13 protein-coding genes are annotated in these 17,706 nt (G+C 52.2%); 9 read left to right on the top strand and 4 right to left on the bottom strand.

Annotated elements, in window-relative coordinates:
• Positions 1 to 32 precede the first annotated feature (32 nt).
• The 6 genes from MKY01_RS30175 to MKY01_RS30150 all read left to right on the top strand — a co-directional run bounded on the left by MKY01_RS30175 (position 33) and on the right by MKY01_RS30150 (position 8,206).
• Positions 33 to 530, top strand: coding sequence for a DUF6385 domain-containing protein (locus MKY01_RS30175; RefSeq protein ID WP_091012617.1), 498 nt, complete (start codon positions 33 to 35; stop codon positions 528 to 530).
• A 45-nt stretch (positions 531 to 575) separates the two neighbouring features.
• Positions 576 to 1,802 carry a DUF6385 domain-containing protein gene (locus tag MKY01_RS30170; RefSeq protein WP_282319962.1) on the top strand — a complete coding sequence of 409 codons (1,227 nt, stop codon included), beginning with the start codon at positions 576 to 578 and terminating at the stop codon, positions 1,800 to 1,802.
• A 78-nt stretch (positions 1,803 to 1,880) separates the two neighbouring features.
• Positions 1,881 to 4,163, top strand: coding sequence for a glycosyltransferase (locus tag MKY01_RS30165; RefSeq protein ID WP_282319964.1), 2,283 nt, complete (start codon positions 1,881 to 1,883; stop codon positions 4,161 to 4,163).
• A complete protein-coding gene (locus MKY01_RS30160) occupies positions 4,120 to 6,090 on the top strand; it encodes a glycosyltransferase (protein WP_282319965.1) in 1,971 nt (656 codons plus the stop codon). The genes MKY01_RS30165 and MKY01_RS30160 overlap by 44 nt, the downstream gene beginning before the upstream one ends.
• 83 nt (positions 6,091 to 6,173) lie before the next feature.
• Entirely contained in the window at positions 6,174 to 7,775 is a 1,602-nt protein-coding gene (locus tag MKY01_RS30155) for a glycosyltransferase family 2 protein (RefSeq protein WP_339284664.1), read from the top strand.
• Positions 7,776 to 7,870: 95 nt separating this feature from the next.
• The gene (locus MKY01_RS30150) at positions 7,871 to 8,206 is read left to right on the top strand and encodes a hypothetical protein (protein ID WP_339284662.1); all 336 of its coding nucleotides are present in this window, start codon (positions 7,871 to 7,873) and stop codon (positions 8,204 to 8,206) included.
• Positions 8,207 to 8,475: 269 nt separating this feature from the next.
• Here MKY01_RS30150 and MKY01_RS30145 read toward each other — a convergent pair whose 3' ends face one another.
• Genes MKY01_RS30145 through MKY01_RS30130 form a run of 4 tightly spaced genes read right to left on the bottom strand, consistent with a single transcriptional unit; the run spans position 8,476 to position 12,977 of the window.
• Positions 8,476 to 9,147 (bottom strand): class I SAM-dependent methyltransferase, encoded by a 672-nt coding sequence (locus MKY01_RS30145; protein WP_076251798.1) that lies wholly within the window; start codon positions 9,145 to 9,147, stop codon positions 8,476 to 8,478.
• Positions 9,144 to 10,691, bottom strand: a complete 1,548-nt coding sequence (locus MKY01_RS30140) for a glycosyltransferase (protein WP_339284659.1) — start codon at positions 10,689 to 10,691, stop codon at positions 9,144 to 9,146. Before MKY01_RS30140 ends, MKY01_RS30145 begins: the two co-directional genes overlap by 4 nt.
• A gap of 1 nt (position 10,692) precedes the next feature.
• Positions 10,693 to 11,688: a glycosyltransferase gene (locus MKY01_RS30135; RefSeq protein ID WP_315371315.1), complete on the bottom strand. Its 996-nt coding sequence runs from the start codon at positions 11,686 to 11,688 to the stop codon at positions 10,693 to 10,695.
• Positions 11,685 to 12,977: a hypothetical protein gene (locus MKY01_RS30130; protein WP_339284657.1), complete on the bottom strand. Its 1,293-nt coding sequence runs from the start codon at positions 12,975 to 12,977 to the stop codon at positions 11,685 to 11,687. Before MKY01_RS30130 ends, MKY01_RS30135 begins: the two co-directional genes overlap by 4 nt.
• A 382-nt stretch (positions 12,978 to 13,359) precedes the next feature.
• On the opposite strand from MKY01_RS30130, the gene MKY01_RS30125 reads away from it, so the two are divergent.
• From MKY01_RS30125 to MKY01_RS30115, 3 genes are read left to right on the top strand one after another with little or no spacing between them, the layout of a single operon-like run.
• Positions 13,360 to 14,775, top strand: a complete 1,416-nt coding sequence (locus MKY01_RS30125) for a cytochrome ubiquinol oxidase subunit I (protein ID WP_253503991.1) — start codon at positions 13,360 to 13,362, stop codon at positions 14,773 to 14,775.
• Positions 14,720 to 15,775 carry a cytochrome d ubiquinol oxidase subunit II gene (gene cydB, locus MKY01_RS30120; RefSeq protein WP_244898245.1) on the top strand — a complete coding sequence of 352 codons (1,056 nt, stop codon included), beginning with the start codon at positions 14,720 to 14,722 and terminating at the stop codon, positions 15,773 to 15,775. The genes MKY01_RS30125 and cydB overlap by 56 nt, the downstream gene beginning before the upstream one ends.
• A gap of 1 nt (position 15,776) precedes the next feature.
• Positions 15,777 to 17,705 carry an ABC transporter ATP-binding protein/permease gene (locus MKY01_RS30115; protein WP_339284656.1) on the top strand — a complete coding sequence of 643 codons (1,929 nt, stop codon included), beginning with the start codon at positions 15,777 to 15,779 and terminating at the stop codon, positions 17,703 to 17,705.
• The last annotated feature ends 1 nt before the right edge of the window (position 17,706 follow it).

Here is a 17,706-nt window from a genome sequence, read left to right as displayed (position 1 = left end):
TGCGTAAGCACATTTTTTAAGGGGAAATCGAGATGAGTCGAACAGCAAAGCAAAGCAAGAAGAGAACGAAGCAACCAACTAAATATGTCAGTCGCCGTCGCTCCCGTCATTCCTGCCGCGCTAAATTGCTGAAACCCCCTTGTTCCCGGATTACTCGTCCCCGGTTCAAGCAGGGTGCTTCCTCACGTACGAAACTCCCTGGTGCTATTCATTGTTTTACAGAGCATACGTATGTCGGAGCCGAAACCAGTAGCAGCATGGATTCACTCCCGGCACAAGACACCTCATCACTCAGCATGTATACCTATGGCGTTGTGAATCGGGGCAAACATCCGGCTCTTGTACAGATCCAGATCAGCCCAAATGCCGTAGATTATGCTGTGGACAGCCAGGAGGTGGTCGCGGGAGGCCAGACCAAAGCGCTGGTACCATTGCGATTTTTGCACTATACCCGGCTTGCAATTCGATCCGTTGAACCGGATCAGCCGACCCGGCTCGATGTTTACTTTCAGGCGCAGCGTATGCCGTAAGGGAGTATGATCTCACAGATTTGACCAGGGAGGAGGACGAGGCACATGCCTAACTTTACAACGTTTAATACGAATCCGGATAATCTGAGAACGTTGATTTTTGGCCAGGATAGTACAGGCACAGCCCAGCCTGTCAGAACGGATACAAGCGGGAACGTGGTTGGTATTATTTTGGACGGAACGATCAGTAACATCTCAGGTCTGACCACGGTTACAATTAACGCCGGAACCATTACCAACATTCTGAACGGAACCATCACGAGTGTGCTTGGAGCGACGATCACGGCAGGTACGATCAACAGTGTGCTTGGAGCCACAGTTACAGCGGGTACATTAACGAACTTGCTAAATGGTACGATCACAAGTGTATTGGGAGCAACGATCACGGCGGGAACGATCACCAGTGTACTCGGGGCAACTGTAACAGCAGGAACACTAACGAACTTGCTGAATGGTACAATCACGAGTGTGCTTGGGGCCACGGTGACCGCAGGAACATTGACGAACTTGCTGAATGGTACGATCACAAGTGTACTGGGAGCAACGATTACCGCGGGAACGATTACGAGTGTGCTCGGGGCTACGGTGACAGCGGGAACATTGACGAACTTGCTGAATGGTACGATCACAAGTGTATTGGGAGCGACAATAACCGCAGGAACACTGACGAACCTGTTGAACGGAACCATTACCAGTGTACTTGGTGCAACGGTAACAGCGGGGACGTTGACGAACTTGCTGAATGGTACGATCACGAGTGTATTGGGAGCAACGATTACCGCAGGAACACTGACAAACTTATTGAACGGAACCATTACAAGCGTACTTGGCGCAACGGTAACTGCGGGGACGTTGACAAACCTGCTAAATGGTACAATCACCAGCGTGCTCGGTGCTACAATTACCGCGGGAACACTTAGCAGTGTGACGTCCATTTCACAGAAGAGTTTTCAGGAGTCCCAACTCATAAGCACCCCGACCGCCAACACCTTCACAGCGCTCCCGGCGGTTACGACCAGTGTATTTGGCACGTATTCTTTCTTTGTATATAACCGGGGGCCGGGTGTAAACCGGGTAGATGCTCTTGTTGAGATCAGCGCCAATGGAACGAACTGGTACACGGATGTGACGACGGTAACGGGCATTTTGTCCGGGTCAGTCGATGTATTGGTACCGCAGCGTTTTCTCAAATACACGCGTCTTTCCTACCGCTCCAGCCTAATCGGTGCACCAAGCACGATTGATGTGTTCTTCAATGGACAAGGCACATAACCCATTTATTTGTCATATAGGTACATGGAGTTCCTTTGGTGGACTTCATGTACTTTTTTGTATTGGAGGTGGTTGCATTTGAAGAACCGTTTACTTGGAATTCATATGATTGTGCAAAATGAAGAACATCACCTGCCCCGCTGTCTCGACAGCTTGAAGCATATCAGCATGGAATGTTTTATCACCGATACTGGCTCATCTGACCGTACACCCGAGATCGCTAGATTATACGGAGCAACGGTGTTGCACGCCTGCTGGCAAGATGACTTTGCCCATGCACGAAATATCAGTCTGCCTCTGGCGAGCACGGAATGGGTCCTGTGTTTGGATGCGGATGAGTACGTTACGCAGGGATTGGAAGAACTGCTGAATTATTTACCTAAAGTCCATAAAAGCATTTCAAGATTACGTATTACCATAGAGAATCGATACGGTGAAGGGGTGGAAGAGAGGGTAATCTCCCAGCCGGTGAGACTATTCCGTGCTCATCAAGGATATCGATACAAGGGGCGTATTCATGAGCAATTGGTTCGTAGTGGCCCAAGCGAGCTTGTCCAAGAAGTGGCTGGTGATATGGATAAGAGCGAGACCTGTACAGGAGAACAAAGCCAATTGATCGAAACTGAACCGCTTGCTCCACTATGTCTGGTTCATGATGGATATCTGGCTTCAACGATTGCGCAAGAGCATAAGCCAAGACGTAATTTGAAACTGATTGAGCGGGAACTCGCAGATGAGCCTGCACAGCCTTTTCACCTGTACAATCTGGGAGTAACGTATTGCCAGCTTGGTGAGGTCGAAAAGGCAATTGAAGCGTTCAGTGAATCATTACACCTGACAGAGTTGCTCGCACCATATCGACCTACACTGGTTAGAGATTATGCAAAGACTCTTGTGGGATCGGAACGTTACGACGAGGCGCATGCAATTCTGGCTGTGGAAAGACAGCGTTATCCATCTTATGCTGATCTGCACCTGTTGTATGGGGAGACGTTGGAGCTGCAAGGTTTGGAGGAGCGTGCATATCAATCGTATGCTCGAGCAACGGACTGTCGGGAGGGAATAGACCGTGTTGGACACAGTGATGGCGGTAGCACGTTAGACGCGTCATATGTAACGGAAGCGGGTTCTAACAGTTACAGAGCCTATACTGCGATGGCAAGACTTGCACAGAAACGGGGATTCTATAAAGAGTCTGCACATCTGTACGGGCTGGCTCTGGACAGCATGTTCACATATGCTCCGGCATGGGCCGGGTTGGCAGACGTGCTGCAACAATCTGGTGAAACGGATGAGAACATAGCAGAAACATTACTTACCAGAAGCAGAGGAATCGGAGAGTTAGATCACGGTGATTTGATTCGTGGTGAAATGCCCCATTCATATGCAGTGACAAATGAGGATCATCTGGTGCAAATGATTCATGTTCTAACAGGCTGTGGAGCATATGAACAGGCATTGAAAATGCTGGATGCAGATTCGTGTACTGCTCGTATTCATGTAGCGGATCAAATACATTGGATGTTGTGTGCGAATAGGGTTCCCGAAGCACTGCAACTGGCAGAAGAACACTGGAGCGTGGGGGGTGTGCATGAAGTTAATCTGCTGGCTGAGCACAGAATGGATTGGGCACTGGCTTGTTGGGCCAACGGATTAAGATTATCCGAGGCGTTCCTCGCAACTACGCTTCCACAAGAAAAGAACGTTTGGAAGGTCATGGATCGACTGCTGGATCAGCTATCGAAAGAGCCGCGAAGCATGGAACCTGCGTCACAAGAACAGAAGCTTATTCAATGGGGTCCGCAGGCAGAAATGGTAGCAGAGAAGGTTGTGCAGCAAGCCGTAAAGACAGGACAGCTCACACTTGCTGAGCAACTGCATGAGTTGCGGGCCATGATGATGTGTGATCATTGGGGAACGACTTTAACTCGAAGGCGAAAGTTTGCAAGTCTGCTGTATCGTCACGGGTATACCATGGTAGCCGCGAACATCCTGATTCAGTGCATGACCGAGAGTGAGCTGGATGCCGAAGGGTTATTCTGGCTGGGTGAAACGCTGTATGCAAAAGGCCACAACGATCAAGCGCTGTCTCTGTTCGAGCAGGCTCTGGAGCGGGAGCCTGATATGTGGCAGGCCCGAGTTGGAGCAGCTGTATGTTACATGCGATTGGCAATGGAGGCGATTCGGCAGGAATTGGTTCGATCTCCTTCTTCAGGTGTACTCACTGCACAACATAATGCACTGGAACAAAGGCTGCGAACGACCGATGGTATGCCGTGGCGTACGCTTTTCCATGCAAAGGAAAGGAGGAATCAGCTTGCGAGCGGAACGAATTTCCCTATGCATGATCGTGAAGGATGAGGAAGAGTTGCTGCCTCATTGTCTTGCCAGTGTCCAGGGAGCGGTGGACGAAATTATTGTAGTGGACACCGGTTCATCGGATCGCAGCGCGGAGATTGCGCAGCAATATGGCGCGTTGGTTGTGCGATTTGAGTGGTGCGAAGATTTTGCCGCAGCACGGAATGCTGGCCTGGAGCGCGCTTCCGGCGACTGGATTCTCTTTCTTGATGCGGACGAGGCACTCGATAGAGCTGCGCGGGAGCAGATCAGGAGCTGGACGGCGGTCAGCGGATGTGACGGATTGTTTTTAAACATTCATAACTATACAGGTACGGGTCAGCAGGGGGTTACCGTGAATCCGGTTTTGCGTCTCTTCCGTAATGCCCCGGAGCATCGGTTCGAAGGTCGGATTCATGAGCAGATTGCCGCGGCGATTTGCCGTAGGAACCCAGAGGCTGCTTTTCATGTGACGGACATGGTCATCCATCATTATGGGTATCAGACGGCGATTGTGGAGCGCAAAGATAAGGTGAACCGTAATGTTCGCCTGCTGCAACAGGCAGTGGAGGAAGAACCGGATCAACCGTTCCATCATTATAATCTGGCTGTCGAGTATCTGCGTGTGGGGGAAGCGGAGCGGGCATTGGAGACGTTTGGTGTGGCTCGGATGGGGATTGATCCTGCGGTGACCAGTTACGCGCATTTGCTGTTCAAATATGAAATTCGTTGTCTCCAGCACCTGAATCGCTGGCAGGAGGCATTAGATCGCATCGATGCTGCGCTTGAACTCTTTCCAGAGTACACGGATCTGATGCACCATCGCGGGGTATGTGCAGACGCCTTGGGTGATGCAGATCGGGCAGAGTATTCGCTGCGTGAAGCTGTCCGCATGGGACCACCCCCACCCATATATCATACGGAAGAAGGCATCGGCACCTATCAGACGTGGTATACGTTAGGACGATTACTGGAAGGAAGGGCAGATCTGGAGGGTGCGGTAGATGCTTACGTGGAAGCGGTACGTGCCAAATCGAGTCTGTTACCGCCGCTCTATCGGATATTCCGAATTATGCGAGTCTCCGGGCAGGAACATCAGATTCCAGAGCTGGTGAGGGAGCGCTTTGCACTCAGTTCGGAAGAGGCTACACACAAAGTATTGGGTATTCTGGAGCAATCTCGTTGTTATGATGCGGCTCTGCAATTGTTATCGGGTATATCCTCACAACCCTCCGCAGAGATGAAAAAGCGTTTATCTGTGGCGGAGTCGATGCTCCAAATCCAACAGGGAAGATGGAACAAGGCGCGTCTGAAATTGGAACCTGTGCAGCGGAAAAAAGGGCTGCTCGCGATCTCGTCTGCACGATGGCTCGAACGTTTGGAGTGGATCGAGGGGAAGAAAGCCAACGGAGATGATCCATTGACCTTGTGGTTGAAGCGTAGTTCTCAGGCTGGGGCAGTAACGAATAAGGAACCTGCTGTGCAGACAGGACGAATTGCTGGTCTGAGAGCGACAAAGAAGAAGGACACGGACTCCGGTATGGACGGAACGGTTGCAGGAGCAGAGTATGATGGCTGGCAGGCGCTCGGACTGATGATGGAAGGATGTGTACAGTCAGGGAGATGGAAAGAGCTGCATAGCCTAATTCAGATGTGTCGACAGCAATTGGCTGGAGAAGGATTATCGGTGGAACAGAGCGTTCGAATGGGAGAGAAGGAGAAAGAGATGGAAGGGAAAAAGGAAAACGGGAGGGTGAGTGACATTGAGTCGTTCCCTGGGGCTTCGGATACCCTGACGGGAACAAGCTGGCTGGTGAAAGGATTGGTCAGTGCTGCGGATCATCATCTGGAGGTGTTCGCTCAGCATGTAGATGGACAGCGGCACCGTTGTTGGCCTGTCGTTCAGCATATTCGGCTGGAGTTGCCGGGAGCGGACGGGTTTGAGAGCTGAGAGGGGATCCAGGCAGGTACGGGGGTTCAACTTAATTCAGCGGGCTAATGGGTGGGGCTGAACTCCGTTGGTGAGGGGTGGTGATGAATATGGGTATAGGGATTAGTTTGTGTATGATCGTGAAGGATGAAGCGTTGTCACTCCAGCGGTGTTTGAAAGCAGTCAGGGATGTTGTGGATGAGACCATCGTTGTAGACACAGGTTCGATAGATGATACAACTGAAATTGCGCGTCTCCATGGTGCCGTTGTAATTCGTACGGAATGGAACGGAGATTTCAGTGAAGCCCGTAATCTGTCACTGGCCGCTGCTACGAAACCGTGGATTCTGGTGCTTGATGCGGATGAGGTATGGATACAGACCCCTCAGATGAAGACAGAACTCATGCGGTTATTAGCGGCAAGTAGGGATGACGTGTGGGGATACTGGATACAGGTCACAAGTCTGCTGGGTGTGTCCGGTGAAGAGCATGTGACGGATGCGGTGGTTCGTTTGTTCCGAAATGATCCCCGAATTGCTTTTCAGGGCAGAATTCATGAAGAGATTGCTTCTTCCATCATGGCACTGGCTCCGCAAGGTGTGCTTCATTCTGGACTTGAAGTCATTCATTACGGATATCTGGAGCAGGTGATTACCGCTAAAAATAAAGGTGCACGGAATATGCAATTGATTCGCTCCGCGTTGAATCAGGAGGGCGACCAACCGGAGTTGTTATATGCTCTGGCCGCCGAATGGTTTCAGCAAGCGAAGTATGACGAAGCACTCCGGTTGTTGCAGTCATTATTGGCACAGCTTACGCCGGAGTGTGGATATCACTCGGATCTGGTGCTGAAAACGGCTTACGCCTGGCGAGAGATTGGCAGTCCAGAACGGGCGCTTGCTGTGGTGGAAGCATGGGCGCCCGTGTATGAGGATTTCCCGGATTTGTTGGAGCTTGGTGCTGTACTAGAACTGGATCAAGGGAGAGAGGATGTGGCCTTGAACTGGTTAAAACAGGCTAAATCAGCTGCTTCTACAGCCAGCAGGTATACATCAGTCTCTGGTGCTGGAACCTACCGCAGCCTGACACTGGAAGGCATGGCATATGAGCGGGCTAGCCGCTGGGCAGAGGCAGAAGCCGCATACACGGCGGCGTTGGTCCTGCAACCCGGCAGCATGGCTGCATGGCAACGGCTGTTGTTGTTGGCCGCAGCCACAGGGCGGCCGCATGCCATCGCCAGCGTCGCAGCCCGGGTAAGCTTGCCGTCTGCGGCATGGCAAGCGTTGATCCCGGCCGCGCTTGCCGCGCATCGGCCGGAGTGGCTGCTACGCCATGCGGCGGCGCTTGCTGGCCCGCTGCGGGCACAGCCGCTGGCCGCCGGGCTTGCGCTGGCCCAGCTGGGCCAGGACGCCTTGGCTCGGGCGGCTTTGCAGCCCTGGGCGGCGCATGTGCAGCACGGGCCAGAGGTGGCCCTAGCGCTGTGGGCGCTGGGCCACAAGCAGCCCGGCGGGCGCAACGCCCGAGCGGCGGCTCGCCATGCGGCAGCGCTGCCCGCCGCGGCCCACGCCGCTGAGGCGTTGCCGCCGCGCGGGGCCTTGGCCGGCGGCGGCGGCCTAGCGTGCGCCCGTCCCGCGGCGCAACGCCAGGCCCGGCCGCGCCCGCGCCTAGCGGCGTGCTCGCGGCTGCGCAAGCGCTCGCCGGCGTAGGCGCCTGGGCCGCATGGCTGCGCCTGCTGCAAGCCCTGCCGCCTCGCGGCGCGCTGGCGTTGCTTGCAGCGCTTCCGCCTGCGGCACGCTGCGGGTTGCTGCGCGCACCCGCGAGCGTCCGCGAAGGGCTGCTTGCGCTATGCGGCACGCCTGACGGCGCGCAGCAGCCCCGCGCGGACGAAGTGCCCGCCTCGGAGCGTACCGCTCACGCGCTCCTCGCGGGCACGCTCGCGCTGCTCGCCGGGCGGCAGAACCTGGCGCGTGAATGGGCCGAATCGGCCCAACTCTCTGCGCGGCAACCTGCCGCCACAGGTCGCCCGGCGACGACAATCACGCCGGGCCTGCAAACCCTGTTGCGCCTGACAGCACCCGGCGCAGCCTCTGCTGATGAATACATCAACCAGTGCAACATGCTACTGGTACACCTATAATTTCCTTTAATCTTTAATCTTTAATCTTTAATCTTTAATCTTTAATCACTAATCTCTTATCCCTAGTCCTAGTCCTAGTCCCGAACCTCCAACCCCTTTACATCCCCACATATTCCCGCACTAGCCCATCCGATTGAAATTGCAAAAGCAACGGAGCTACCGATAATCGGAGCATTGCCCGAACCGTGTATTGTTCCGTTGCTAATGGGTCGAGCCCGTAAGCCCTCAATCTTCCACTCGGCACTTAACTCAACGTAACCCAATTCGTCTCAACCTTTGCATATCACCGCTCGAAAACAGCGGATCGGCGTGCCGTACATATCAGACCAGATGGCATCGTCTGGCTCTTTCACATTCAGCTTATCTTCAATGGTTAATCCGGTGACGGCCATAATCGTTTCCAGCAGATCCGGCCGCATTTCGGGCACATCGAAGGTAGCGATTAACTGTCCATTTGGCTTCAGTACCCGGGCGAATTCCCGAAACGCCCGCAGCATCGTGCCTGTATCCAGATGTTCCAGTACAGAGATACAGAACACCCGATCAAACTTACCCGACTCGTACGGAAGCTGGGCCAGATTGGCCTTTGCACGGTGCAATCGGGCGAGAGTTGATTCCGGCAGATCCTGGGCGGCTTGCTCGCCAAAATCAGAAACAATATCCAGTCTTATCGCCTCTTCAGACAAAATACGTTCATCCCAGTCACAAGCGTGAACCTCACGGCAGTGTTCTGCAAGCCAGAATTTGAACGGATGGGAGATGCCGCAGGCTGCATCAAGGACGACATCATCTGGACGTGCAAACCGCCGGGCCCATTCATATTCGTAGGGACGGCTCCACCATGCCGGATGCAGCGGGAAGACCAATGTGTCCGTTTTAGGGTCACTTTGCCGAATGTATCTTGATTCCATGAATTCCGTTGCCTTGGGCGTATCCATCATCCCCGAATTCCCTCCTTCAATCCTGTCTCTGCCAAAAAAGATTCCAACACCGTGCTCCACCGGCTCCGCCACCTGGCAAGATCATAGGACAGTGCAGTCTCGCGCGCATAGATTCCCAGTCGTTCTCGCTCAGCCCGATCCTGTACAAGGCGTACCAGTGCGGCGGTTAGTTCCTGCTCACCAGGAGGTACCAGGAGTCCATTAAAACCATCCTGAATTAGATCATTCAATCCGCCAACATTGGAGGCAATTACCGGAAGTCCACAGCTCATCGCTTCCAGACAGGCATAGGAGGTGCCTTCCGAGAACACGGTTGGAATTACGGCGATATCTGCCTGATGGTAGGCCTCCCGAATATCCCGGAAATCATACGTGCGCTGGTTAATTCGCTCCGCATGTGGATGAGTACGATGCCAGTAACGAAAGACTCTCCCGACCGTGCTGCCTTCGACCAGTTCCCCGGCAAATTCAATCTCCAGATCTGGAAAGGCTCCAAGTAGTTTATCCGCTGCCAGCATCATTGGAATAATACCCCGTTCCATGCTGATGCGGCGTGGATAGATAATGCGAATTGGGCGGGGAGAGGTTATACGGGCATCCACAGTTTTCTTTTCAACCTGTCCCTGAATCGGACCATTAACCTGATACTCAGCATCTGCTTCTACCAGAATCTCCGTAGCCCAATCCTTTGAATTCCGGTGATTATGAGCAAACCTATACGTTACGCCATCTGCCTTGACTTCTTCCCGTTTCGATAACTGTAAATGGAAATCTACCGTTTCTTTCCCCTCTTGTTCTTGATCGCTATCTGTATCTGTATCTCCACCTCCATCTCTGTTAGCCTTACCACTGTTCGCTCCATCACCACTCGTTCCATCCTTGCCTTCTACAGCTTGCACTCCTGATATAACTGCACCAACACTTTCTTCATGACTCGCCAGATCATTCTTCCATGCGACAAGCCATTCGTCTTCCTGTTTCTGCTCGAAGGTCCGCGTTGGCGGGGCTGGTGTGAAATAGGATGTATCCACTGCATTGGGAATCAGGACAACCTGCCTTGGATCGGTATAGGTGCACGCAGCCCGGCAAAAGGTCTGGAAATGGGAATCCACGGATACAATGCGCACGAGTCCATCCAGAGCCAGTTGAATATGTTCCGCGACTTGTTGTTTGGTCTCCAGTGGCAGTCTGGGACGATCCCAGTTAATGCCGTGACAGATGCCAAGACTGCCGGGTTTGTAGGTGATGGGTTGCCACAGACAGCTGGCATAGATCACTGGGCCGCGCGCTGCTGCTGCCATCCGGTCAAAGGCTTCCGGTACATTATCCATGTCGTACGAATAACCAAATACGTCAATCTGCTCCGTCCGAGTCTGGAATGCTTCAAAATAAGAGAGCTGATGAACCTCGGGAATATGCCCGAGTCCTCGGATGACACTGCACAGATCCAGAATATATCGCTCCAGTCCACCACCAAATACACGACCGAATTCCCGGTTGTACCCGTCGGTGAAACTATGCGTCAGAATACTCACCACGCCCATCTCACGGTCCCTCCTTCCAGGGAATCAGCCGAGGTTCCGGATCGAGAATCGACTCGTAGTGTGCAAGATTGCCCCACTCACCGCTAGGATCAATGCGCTTGTAACGCAAATATTTACGAACCCGGTCCTCCAGACTGCCTGCCCATCCGAGATGCTGAACCTTCAATTCCGTGCTGACCCCAGGCAATACCGTGCAGGACAAGGGAAGACGGGGAACATGATGATTCTGTTGAGGATAAAAATAAGGATATCCAGGCATATATCGTACAAGTGAAGCAGTATGCCGTTTATGCAGACACCAGAGATCATCTTCCCGGTAGTGGGTCCGGCCACCCCACATGTCGTAGAAACGGAATGCAAACCAGTCTGCGTACTCCTGATTAATCAGAGTGCGTATGGCTTTCTTGGCCTCTGAGCTGTACAGCTCATCCGCATCAACTGAGAGCAACCAGTCGGGACATGTTCCCGCAGCCGCTTGCCACAAGGTGTTGCGAAGTCGCCATTCCTCGGCGAACAGTGGTTTCTCCAATACCTCCAGACGGACCACCTTTGGATAGGCTTTGCATATGTCCGGTGTTCCGTCTGTGCTGGCATCGTCCACAATGACAATCTCATCCACGAACTCACTCAGATCATGCAATACTTCTTCAAGGTATCGGCCGCGTTCATTGCGAACCTGGAGCATGGCGGTCAGCTTGTTGCCTTTGTTTTTGCGAACCCGACGAATGGAGAAGGGTTCTTTGAATATACTTGTTTCCTCATGTGTTACAGCAGCATTCTGTTCTGCCTGACCTTGTGAATCATTCCAGTGATGCACTTGGCTTCGGATGTCCTGCGTTGGTTGTGCATGAACCGGGGTGTGATCTCCATTTTCCAATGCGTCTGTATGTGTTCGATCGACTGTTTCGGTTGGCGTGTAAGTGGTTTCGGTTCGGATATCCCTGTGCACCATTGGTCCATTCAACTGTTGTCTGCGCTTCTTTGGGTCCAGCATCATGGCACCTCCCCAAGCAATTGCTGTATAGCATGATCCAACAGCTCCAGCTCGACAATCCGGACCAGCGCATCTTCATCCTCCAGTGCTGTCTCAAGGAAATGTCGGACTGCCCCGTGTCGTTCCCCTCGCAGTGCCAGCGCACTGCCGGATAATTGCTGGTAATCCCGGCGACTGGCATCATCCTGAATATCGACTGCATGCACCAGAGCCAGTGCTTCTTCCACACGTCCAGTCTCCTGGTAAATGCGGAATTTCCAATGTCTCGCCGTTTCTCCGCCAAGTTCGTCCAGGATACGCAGGGCGTTTCCGTAATCATCATTCATACGCAGTAGTTCCGCTCGTACAAGTTGATCTTCTCCTGCCTCCAGCCAGCGACATAACTGTTCATAATGATGCCGTTCTTGTTCATCTGCTGCACTAATTCCATACACCCGCAGGGCGTCCTCCAACTGTCCAGCCCGGGCATGGATGGCAGACAGGAATCGATAATGGGAGACCACGCAATCACTGCGACCATTCATGACCGCATGGGTGAAGGCCTCTTGCAACGAATGGACGGCCCGCGGATCTTCAAGCAAGTACTCATAGGCTGCCAGCAAAAAGCATATCGTCTCATGTGCACCTGCTTTGGCACGGAGCTGACGGTAGAAGTCGGCACGTACACTGCATTGAAGCAGGGTGACGCTATCTGGAGTGCCTGACAGGATCTGCCGCAGCGCATGCAAGAAGAGCAGTTCGTAGTCCCGGAGAGGGACTTCGAGATCATCCCTTTGCATCGTACCCGCAGGTGCAGGGTCTTCTCCGCCCAGCCAGATAACACGTACGCCTTGGAATAACAGCTTCATATAACGTGTTTCGGAGGATGTGCCTACCAGATCGGCGATGCCGACCAGTTTGGAAATACTGCTCTCCCATAGCGGAGATTCTGCTTCGTTTCCAGCAGGCTCAGGGAGCAGGGCAATACATAGCTCAGGCTCCAGCGAAGCCGTAGCTATTAGCCAGTAGGGATGGGCGACCACGGCTACGGTGCGAGGTTCCAGCAATAGCTGCTCAGCCTCAGGGAGGGAGATGACGGTAATGACCGGAGGTACATCTTCTGTTTGCGTCAGGCTACTGACATAGTAGACCTCTCCCTCGATCGACAGCAGTGCAGCAATATCGGGATAGGGAAAGGATGACCAGCCTCCTTTGCGAGGGAAGAGAACATACCGGACAGGGGGCTGTGTTGTACTGGCCTTATCCAGGCTGGCTTCGGCGTCTTCACCTGGTAGTGGTGCAGGTTTTTCCATGAGTAGTTCACCTCACCTTAACTGTAATATGGAGCGTCTTCGCTCTGCATGTGCTTCATGCTTTCACTTCATATGTAAAGCCCTCACGGTACTTCGCATGATATGCCTGAGACTAACATATGGGCATTCCGTCCCAAACATGAGTATCTTCCATGAATAGATGCAGTTGGCAAGCTGTGATAATAGGCTGAATTTTATCTTTTGTGTGACCAGGATCACTTTTTTTTGCTTTAGAGACGAAGATTGTGATAATTCTCACATGTATAAAATAGGTAATCTGGCACAATACGTTCATCAACGTATTTGGCGGACAGACAGCGAAGGTGCAGCTTCAATGCCAAATACGCATACTGCGAAGTGAACAGAAAGAAGGGGTAACGGTATGGATCCGATTATGTTATCGCGTATCCAATATGCACTTACAACGATTTTCCATTTCTTTTTTGTCCCGCTATCCATCGGTCTTGTACTGTTGGTTGCAATCATGGAGACGTTGTACGTTGTTAAGGGTAAGGAGATCTACAAAACGATGGCCAAGTTCTGGGGCAAGCTGTTCCTGATTAACTTTGCCGTCGGGGTAGTCACAGGTATTTTGCAAGAGTTCCAGTTTGGTATGAACTGGTCCGAGTACTCCCGATTTGTCGGGGACGTATTCGGTGCGCCACTGGCTATTGAAGCGCTACTGGCGTTTTTTATGGAGTCTACATTTATTGGATTGTGGATATTTGGATGGGATCGTTTGTCCAAAAAAGTGCATCTGGCCTGCATCTGGCTGGTGTTTGTCGGCACATTCCTGTCCGCGCTGTGGATTCTGGCAGCCAATTCATTTATGCAACATCCTGTTGGGTTTGAGATTAACAACGGCCGAGCCGAGATGAATGATTTTTTTGCACTCATCACAAATGGTCAGCTTCTCGTTGAGTTCCCACATACAGTCTTTGGGGCATTGATGACAGGGGCCTTCGTCGTAACCGGGATCAGTGCCTACAAATTGATGAAAAAGCAGGATGTGGAGATCTTCCGCAAATCGTTTAATATTGCGATCATTATCGCTCTTGTTTCTTCATTCGGCGTCGCATTCTCGGGTCACTTCCAGGCGCAATATCTGGTGGAGACACAGCCGATGAAGATGGCAGCCAGTGAGGGCACATGGACAACGACAGAAGATCCGGCGCCATGGACGGTGGTCGCTTTTATTGACCCGGATAAACAGGAGAGTACGGGTGAGATCAAAATCCCTGGATTGCTCAGTTATCTGTCCTACAGCAAGTTCTCCGGTAGTGTCAAAGGTATGAAGGAGCTTCAAGCTGAGTATGAACAGACGTATGGACCGGGGGACTACATCCCGCCGGTACGGACAACATTCTGGAGTTTCCGCATTATGATCGCAGCGGGTGGTTTAATGATTGCATTGGCGCTATACGGTACATTCCTAGCCATGCGTAAGAAGCTAGAGGTCGCTGGAAAGTGGTTTATGCGTCTGATGGTGTTCGCCATCTCCCTGCCGTTTATCGCCAATACGTCAGGTTGGATTATGACCGAGGTTGGAAGACAGCCATGGACAGTATTTGGCTATATGACAACCGAAGCCGGGGTCTCGCCGAACGTATCCGCAGGAATGATCCTGTTCTCGACCATCGCTTTTACCGCTGCGTATACGGTTCTCGGAATCGTGATGGTATACCTGTTCGTACGTGAGATCAAAGCAGGACCGTTTGCGGTCGAGAAGCCAGAAGATCACGATGAATCGGCCGATCCGTTCGGCGTGGATGGAGGTTATTCCGTTGTCACTAAGTGAGTTGTGGTTTCTGCTGATTGCCGTATTGTTTGTTGGTTTCTTCTTTTTGGAAGGTTTTGATTTTGGTGTGGGGATGTCTACAGGCATTATTGCCAAAACAGATCGTGAACGTCGGACCCTGATTAACTCAATCGGTCCGTTCTGGGATGGTAATGAAGTATGGCTGATTACGGCGGGGGGAGCAATGTTTGCTGCCTTCCCGCACTGGTATGCCACGTTGTTCAGTGGTTTTTACCTGCCACTTGTGGTGGTGTTACTCGCCTTGATTGGCCGCGGTGTTGCCTTCGAATTCCGCAGTAAAATGAAACAGCAGCGCTGGCGAAAAACGTGGGACATCATCATTGTGGTCTCCAGCGCGCTCTTGCCTTTCCTGTTCGGAGTGGTCTTTGCCACGTTGATGAAAGGTCTGCCCATTGATGGGGAGATGCAATTGCGTGCAGGATTCCTCGATATTGTTAATCCGTACACCGTGATTGGTGGCTTGAGCGTAACCCTGTTATGTCTGGTGCATGGATTGCTGTTTGCCTCACTACGGACAGTAGGTGATCTCAGAGAGCGTGCCTTGAAGACAGCGCAAAAGTTGATGCTGCCGCTGGCTGCACTACTCGCTGTTTACGCGTTAATGACGTATTTCATGACCGATGTGTTCGCCGTACGCGGCTGGGCTCTTTGGATCATGGTTGTACTTGGCGCAGTTTCGCTTGCACTTGCGGCATACTTTGTTCGTCAGAAGCGTGAAGGCTGGGCTTTTGGTATGACAGGGGCAGTGATTGCAATTGCCTTTGCCTCGGTATTTATCGGACTTTTCCCAAGAGTGATGGTGAGTTCCTTTGGGGCGGCATATGACCTGACTGTATACAACGCCGCATCCGGCGCTTATTCATTGAAAGTAATGACCATTGTAGCTTGCACATTGCTGCCGTTTGTTCTCGGTTATCAGATCTGGAGTTATTATATCTTCCGCAAACGTCTGAACGAGCAGCACCACCTGGAGTACTGATATGGGACGGGGGCTGCTGAAGCTGCCGGGCATCCGGCCTGTACTCGCGCTGGCATCAGCGCTGGTGATGCTACAGGCGATGACGACCATTATGCAAGCCAAATGGCTGGCACAGGCCATCACGGCATTGTTTGAAGGTTCATCCGTAACGGAGCAGTATCCTGTACTGCTGCTGTTCCTGGCTGCTTTTGCCGCCCGCTACGCCCTATCCTTTTGGTTACAACTCGTGACTTCACGATATGCGGAGAAGACAGGGACTGATCTGCGCAGACAGATGGTGGAGCAGTGGTTCAGACTTGGACCGCGTTATGCGAAGACGGAGGGAACAGGCCATCTGGTCACACTGGCACGTGAGGGAACAGCTCAATACAAGACGTATCTCGAACTATTCATTCCTCGCATGCTGGGCATAGGATTCACACCTATCGTCATTTTGCTGTATGTATTCAAGCTGGATCTGATGTCCGGGGTTATTCTGATGCTGACACTACCGATTCTGATCGTGTTCATGATTCTGATTGGCCTCGCAACCCAGCGTAAGATAGACGGACAATTCAGATCCTACAAAGCACTCGCTAACCATTTTGTTGATACCATGCGTGGGTTGGAGACGCTAAAAACATTGGGACAGAGCAAAACACACGAAGGGTCCATTTTGCGGGTCAGTCAGCGGTATCGGAAAGCAACGATGTCTACGCTGCGCATGGCTTTTCTTTCTTCGTTTGCACTCGATTTCTTTACGATGTTGTCCGTTGCTTCCGTAGCAGTTGGTCTGGGATTACGTCTGACGGAAGGGCATATGCTACTTGGCCCTGCGCTGACGGTACTGATCTTGGCACCTGAATATTTCCTGCCTGTACGTATGCTCGGCGCTGATTATCATGCCACATTGGACGGTAAGGAAGCCGGAGCGGCCATTAATCAGGTGATTGAACGGGGGAAAGCTGCTGAACGGAAACAGAAAGAAGCTTATGCAAACGTTGTTGCGCATGCGGACATGGTAGAGGATGGGACGGGATCTGCATCATCGTTATCTTCGGGTAAAAGGAAAGCAGGCACTTCGACCATACGTGTCGTGTTGAATGATAAAATGGCTGCGGGGCATTTCGCTCCTGATCCTGCTTCTGCTTCTGTTTCTGTTTCTACTACTCCTGAGCTTGTTTCTTCCTCTTCCTCGGTGTTCTCTTGGAATGAGAATAGCAGATTGGCACTAACGGATGTACAGGTACGGCATGATGATGAAGGTCCTTATTCGCTAAAGGATGTCACATTTCAGATCACGGGTCTTGGCAAAATCGGTATTATTGGTGCCAGCGGAGCAGGAAAGTCCACGTTGATTGACGTATTGGCTGGATTTCAGCTTCCTACTTCAGGCCAAGTATTAGCCAACGGACAGCCTGTGACACAGGATATGCTTGAATCCTGGCGAAGACAGACGGCAGCTATCCCGCAGCATCCGTATATCTTTAGTGGAAGCCTGGCCGATAACGTTCGTTTCTATATGCCGGAGGCATCGGATGTGGAAGTGGCGAAGGCCATTAGCGCAGCTGGATTAACTAAGCTACTGTCTTCACTATCCGGTGGGCTGCATGAGCTCATTGGGGCTGGTGGCAGACAGCTCAGTGGTGGGCAGGAGCAACGCGTGGCGCTGGCAAGGGCCTTGCTTAGTAAACGAAACATCCTGCTGCTTGATGAACCGACAGCTCATCTGGATGTAGAGACAGAGTATGAACTGAAACAGACGATGCTGCCGCTATTTGAAGGGAAACTTGTATTTTTGGCTACCCATCGTCTGCATTGGATGCCGCATATGGATCGGATTATTGTCATGGATGGCGGCACAGTGGCAGAGACGGGAACACATCAGGAATTGCTGGCAAGACAAGGTGTATATTATCAGATGATTCAGGCCCAGATGGAGGCGATATAAA

The organism is Paenibacillus sp. FSL R5-0486 (assembly GCF_037975155.1).
Lineage (GTDB): Bacteria > Bacillota > Bacilli > Paenibacillales > Paenibacillaceae > Paenibacillus > Paenibacillus amylolyticus.
The sequence above is the reverse complement of the archived record's forward strand: the minus strand, read 5'-3'. Positions and strand labels throughout refer to the sequence as shown.

Excerpts from the sequence above, each read along its gene's own strand:
- MKY01_RS30175 (WP_091012617.1), top strand. The coding sequence starts at position 33 with ATGAGTCGAACAGCAAAGCAAAGCAAGAAGAGAACGAAGCAACCAACT.
- MKY01_RS30170 (WP_282319962.1), top strand. The coding sequence starts at position 576 with ATGCCTAACTTTACAACGTTTAATACGAATCCGGATAATCTGAGAACG.
- MKY01_RS30155 (WP_339284664.1), top strand. The coding sequence starts at position 6,174 with ATGAATATGGGTATAGGGATTAGTTTGTGTATGATCGTGAAGGATGAA.
- MKY01_RS30145 (WP_076251798.1), bottom strand. The coding sequence starts at position 9,147 with ATGATGGATACGCCCAAGGCAACGGAATTCATGGAATCAAGATACATT.
- MKY01_RS30140 (WP_339284659.1), bottom strand. The coding sequence starts at position 10,691 with ATGGGCGTGGTGAGTATTCTGACGCATAGTTTCACCGACGGGTACAAC.
- MKY01_RS30135 (WP_315371315.1), bottom strand. The coding sequence starts at position 11,688 with ATGATGCTGGACCCAAAGAAGCGCAGACAACAGTTGAATGGACCAATG.
- MKY01_RS30130 (WP_339284657.1), bottom strand. The coding sequence starts at position 12,977 with ATGGAAAAACCTGCACCACTACCAGGTGAAGACGCCGAAGCCAGCCTG.
- MKY01_RS30125 (WP_253503991.1), top strand. The coding sequence starts at position 13,360 with ATGGATCCGATTATGTTATCGCGTATCCAATATGCACTTACAACGATT.
- cydB (WP_244898245.1), top strand. The coding sequence starts at position 14,720 with ATGAATCGGCCGATCCGTTCGGCGTGGATGGAGGTTATTCCGTTGTCA.
- MKY01_RS30115 (WP_339284656.1), top strand. The coding sequence starts at position 15,777 with ATGGGACGGGGGCTGCTGAAGCTGCCGGGCATCCGGCCTGTACTCGCG.